General features: G+C 51.4%; 4 protein-coding genes. 1 reads left to right on the forward strand and 3 read right to left on the reverse strand.

What is annotated here, in order from left to right:
* The 3 genes from HYU99_11780 to HYU99_11790 form a co-directional block, all read right to left on the reverse strand.
* On the reverse strand, window positions 1-210 hold a 210-nt coding region (locus tag HYU99_11780; protein MBI2341026.1), incomplete at its 3' end, for a hypothetical protein.
* 179 nt (window positions 211-389) lie between these two features.
* Complete coding sequence (locus tag HYU99_11785; protein MBI2341027.1) at window positions 390-1,220, reverse strand: hypothetical protein; 831 nt, start codon at window positions 1,218-1,220, stop codon at window positions 390-392.
* Between the two features lie 24 nt (window positions 1,221-1,244).
* Window positions 1,245-3,917, reverse strand: a complete 2,673-nt coding sequence (locus HYU99_11790) for an OmpA family protein (GenBank protein MBI2341028.1) — start codon at window positions 3,915-3,917, stop codon at window positions 1,245-1,247.
* A 410-nt stretch (window positions 3,918-4,327) separates the two neighbouring features.
* On the opposite strand from HYU99_11790, the gene HYU99_11795 reads away from it, so the two are divergent.
* The gene (locus HYU99_11795; GenBank protein MBI2341029.1) at window positions 4,328-4,498 is read left to right on the forward strand and encodes a hypothetical protein; all 171 of its coding nucleotides are present in this window, start codon (window positions 4,328-4,330) and stop codon (window positions 4,496-4,498) included.
* The last annotated feature ends 193 nt before the right edge of the window (window positions 4,499-4,691 follow it).

The following is a 4,691-nucleotide window of genomic DNA, read 5'->3' on the forward strand; positions in this document are numbered from 1 at the left end:
ATTTTCAAACCGAAAACCAAGGCCGCCGAAAACCTCGAAACCGGAGGACCCTGGCCGATAAACAACATTGCCCCCCAAGGTATGGGACCAGCCTCTGTAGGGAACCAGGCCATCTTCGGCCTTGACCTGCTCGCTCCCTTCCCTGGGGTCTTTAAAATCGTATCCGTAACCTCCCAGCTCGTAAGAACCTGTGATGCTCACATCTCCCATGGTCGTATCCTCCTGTCTTTCTTAAAGGGCCACCAAAGGACGGCCTGTTTATTCGCTCACCCAAGTTATCGGCAAGGCGCAAAAAAAGTTGCTTGAAAAATGAGGGGGACCCTATAATTTTTATAACTATATGTTTTCATTATATTTTTATTATTTAATAGAGAGAGTGTCAGGCATGGTCAGCAATCGGAAGTGTCGTTATTCGGGTCCTTGTCACAACACTCGGGCGGCGTTCCACCGGGACAACGGCCCCCATCCGGTTTTGGCGCCGGCTTTTTGGGCTCCGGTTTTTTGGTTCCGGCAGGAGGCTTGGCCGAAGGAGCGCCTCTCGGCGGCCCGGCCGGCGGGGTGGTTCTCGCGGGGGAGGTCGAGGCAGGTGAGCCCCCGGTAACAACCGATGAACCGACGGTTGGCCCCATGCCCCCTCCAGTGCCGGTTGAAACCAAGGGAGTGCGAAGAAGCCCCGCTTCCTTCACCTTATCGTAGGCATAAAGGGTAAAATTGAGAAAATCAACGCCGTAGTTCTGCGCGATTTTTGTCACATCAAACGCTTCCCTATCCGATGGAAAATATTCGACGATAAAATTGGCATGGTCGGCCATTTGCCCCAACGTGATGTTGCGGTCGGTCAAATCGAACCGGGCAAGCCCTTCGGCCGGATAGGCGTTCGGTTTCGATTTGGCCGTGGGAAACCAAGTACCGAGAATGCTTTTGGCATAGGCATTGGCCGGAACGATAAAATGAAAACGGCCGGGGTTTTTGAAAAGGTTGTAAAGGGTTAAAGTGTCGGCGTTATCGGGATCTGATAAAAGTTTGCGGGGTTTGACCGCGGAGAGATATTTGTCCCGAAATTCAAGAATGGCCTCGTCGTTGAGCTCAACAGAACAAAGCGTTTCAGCACCCTCCGTTCCCTTACTGCGAAACGCGCCTTTTTGTGGATTCCCGTCGTCGCAGGTTTCGTAGATTTTGCGATCTTCCTCGCTGACAAGGATATAGATTTTGTCGAGCATAACCAATCGCTCCGTGATGGTCGATTACTCATAAATATCCATATCTATTGGCGCCTCTTCCTCCCCGTCCGTTGGGGGCTCTGCGGGAGGCGGGGCGGGAGCGGCGGATTGCCCTGTCATGGTCGTGGTCGGCAATGTCATCGTCCTTCCTTCCACGGTAGCGCGCGTTTTGATGATCGGTTCCAACTGCTCAAGTTCTTTATGGGCGTCGGCTATTTTGCGGATCAGCCTTTCACATTCCTTAAGGTAACTGTTGCGCTCCGTCCGATTCAACACGTTTTCATTTGCAACCCTGGCCGCCTGGCGGAGTTGATCGATCGTAACCCATGCCCATTCAAGGGCAATCATCGAGGTTTTGACCGTTTCAAGGTCAGTGGCGGCGTCGGTGGCGGCTTCCGGCTTTTTATATTTCTTCGCGAGAGGGGCAACCTGGCCCAATGGCCCTTCCCCGTCCCCTTTGGCAGAGGCCAGGGCCTCCCTGTACTCTTCGGCGGAGGTCGGCGCGACGAAGGAGGCCGGCGGCTCATCGAGCGGTCCCCGCGGATTTTGACCGACACGATCTCGATTAAACGGCGCCACTTCACTGGGGACCAAATCCTCCTTTTTCTCCTCAAGCGTCCACATCGGAATGTCACGGGTGAGAAAGGCATTGGGGGGAACCTCCTCGGTCGACGCGGGGACTGGCGCCGGATCGGTAATCTGGGTCCAGCCTTCATCTTTCTCTTTCCGGTAATGGCGGAAGGTATCGTCCAACCCGCCGCTTGCTGTCTTCTCCACATCAACCGGCTTCGCCACCGGATTGTTCGGCTGGAGGTTTTCCACCGAAAGACCGACCACCGCCTTTTCCCAGTCGACTGGCATAACAGGGGTTTCCGTGGTGACGGTCTTTCCCTTTTTCTTCCGATACTCCACGCGGTCAACCTCCATCCCCGAGCTGGGATCAATGGGAATAAGTTCTATCCGCTGATTCTCCTTGTTGGCGGCACTTTTGCGAAAAGAGGCATTATTTTCATCGCCGGGGTTGATTGGATCTTTCTCTCCGACGCCATCAATTTCGACAATTCTCTTCGGATCAACCCCCAGGGCAATCAGGACATATTCGGCCATCTGGGCCCGTCGCAGGGAAAGCTCATCGTTGGCGGGGTAAAAATCCAGACTGGCGTGGCCGTAGATAACAAATTTAATATCCTTGTTCCCCTCTTTATTGAGTTCGCCAGCCGCCTTGATAAAGGCGTCAATATCCTGTTTGTTGCCCCCTTTTATAATACCCTTAAGGACCTTTCTCACAGCCTTTTCCCTTTCCGCATCCGATGAATAGTTGGCAGAGGCGAGGGCGGCCAGTTGTTCCATATCGGTAGCGCCGAGGGTCCCCTTCTTAGTCGGCGAAGGCCCCGGACGGAGGGTTTCGTATTCGATGCGCGCCTTTTCTAAAAAGGCGTTGATTGTGGAGAAACTGTTGATAACCCTTGTCTTTTTTGCCTCGCCGCGGGTCAGCATGTCGCCCAACGATTCGGGGGTATGGTATTTGTGGGCCACACCATAATTTCCCTGGTTGAAGCCGTCCATCAGAGGGAGCCATTCTTCTGTCTGGGGGTCTTTAACCAGAAAGACAGTCTTGTATTCCCATCCGGTCACCTTTTTATTATCATTGGCGTCAAAGGTGGGGAGCCATTGGGTCTCTACCTTGATCTCCTCTTCCTTCCAGGGAAAACCGATTTTATTCAGCCGAGCAAGATAGGTAAGATTGTCCGGGTTGAAATCCCTGTTCTCTTCGACCTGGACAAGCCAGTTTGCATATTGCTCTTTTTCCTGCAGTCTTGGCGAAGGAATCTCCGATGCAACAAGATACTCTTTCTCATCGTAGCCGTATTTTTTCACCTCCGGGGCTTCCGGCAATTTATCGCTCCCGCCCAGAGGAACATGAAGCGCCAGGCGCGCCCCATAACCGGGGGCGGCATAACCGATTCTCTCACCCCGACGCAGTTCCGGCGTGTAGGTTCCAAAACGGTCCACAAAAAAATTGAAATCCGCCGACAACCAGACCGGATTTTTTTCGGGGTCTTTTCGAAGATTAAAATAGACAGCAGCACCGGCCTTAAACTTCCAGAGAGGGGAATTGGGGTCGATCACGCCGGGCTGGTTGTCGATGAGTATCCCGTCGGTGGGATGGCCATCCACCCGTCCGTCGCCGTCCTCGTCGGAAACACCGTTTTGGCCGACAACATCCCCCTCGCCGTCCGAAATGGCTGTGTCCTCTTCCGTGGCCTCTTCGATTTTGGTCACCTCGGGGTCATAGCCGGAATCTTTTGCCCGGACAAAAGAGGGGCCGAAACCAATGTTGGGGCCAAACGCAAAACGCCGTCCAAAATTGCTTTTTCCAAAAGGCTGGACAAGAAGGGTGTACGACCCCTCAAGAGGAAGGCCCTCTAGTCCCTGCCGGCCGCGGGCCTCGTCGAAACGCCCCTGTTTCGGGCCCGGCAAAATCTCTTCGACGCCGAAGGTGAGGGAGGGGATCTGGTAAAGGGTCACCGCGTCGTTTATCTCGTGTGGAAAAACCAGCTCGAGGCCGCCGCTTGCGCACCGCCCGATATTTTGAGGGGTCGACTGCCCATCCTTGCGGATTTCCTTGTCGGTGGAAAAAAATCCGAGATCCTCATAGCATCCGCCAAGGGTTCCATAAAATTTAACATCGGCCATAGTGAATCCTCCAACTGTCTTTCTTTGGGGCCACAAAAGACGGCCTGTTTATTGGCTCACCCAAGTTATCGGCAGGGTGCAAAAAAAGTTGCGTGAAATTTTTGGTTTGGTTGATTATTTTTGAAGAGGCGGGAATAGTTATGTGATTTCAGTGGGTTATTTAGGTGGATTTTTTGAGGTTTGGGGTTTGGAGTTACGGATCGGGGAAAACAAGCGGCTCTGAATTTGAAATTGACAGCGGGCGACATTTAAAATTAGGATGCCCAAATCATGTCGAAAAAAAAGTCCTCAACCAAGAAACCAACTGCGGAAAAACCGCAAAAAACAGAGATCGAACATTATAATAATGCCATTCTCCTTAAGAGGATAAATCCGAAATTGAGTCGAATTTTATGGATATGCGCTCACTCATGAGAGCCCTATATGACAAGAATGAGCGCGATTGTTCGGAAAATCAGGCCAATTTTTCGGACATAAAGTCGGCTCTCAACAATCTTTCCGATAAAATGGATAAAATCACCGAAAAAGTCGAGCAACACGATAGAGATATCAAAGACCTTAAAATTGCCGCCACGCACTAGCCACAGGGGATAATCACGTATTACTACCTTTACTTTAATTATTATCAAATCTGCCGATTAACTAACTAGCCGAATTTTATTATCAAATTTTCAGCCCCTCCAAAAATCATTCATTTTTAAAAATCTTTTAGCAACTTTTTTTACAACTTGCCGATAACTTCAAGTGGACGGGTAAAGGTGTAAAAATTTATGG

Source organism: Deltaproteobacteria bacterium, from assembly GCA_016183175.1.
Lineage (GTDB): Bacteria > UBA10199 > UBA10199 > UBA10199 > SBBF01 > JACPFC01.

Coding starts and splice junctions, on each gene's coding strand:
- HYU99_11785 (MBI2341027.1), bottom strand. CDS start 1,220: ATGCTCGACAAAATCTATATCCTTGTCAGCGAGGAAGATCGCAAAATC.
- HYU99_11790 (MBI2341028.1), bottom strand. CDS start 3,917: ATGGCCGATGTTAAATTTTATGGAACCCTTGGCGGATGCTATGAGGAT.
- HYU99_11795 (MBI2341029.1), top strand. CDS start 4,328: ATGAGAGCCCTATATGACAAGAATGAGCGCGATTGTTCGGAAAATCAG.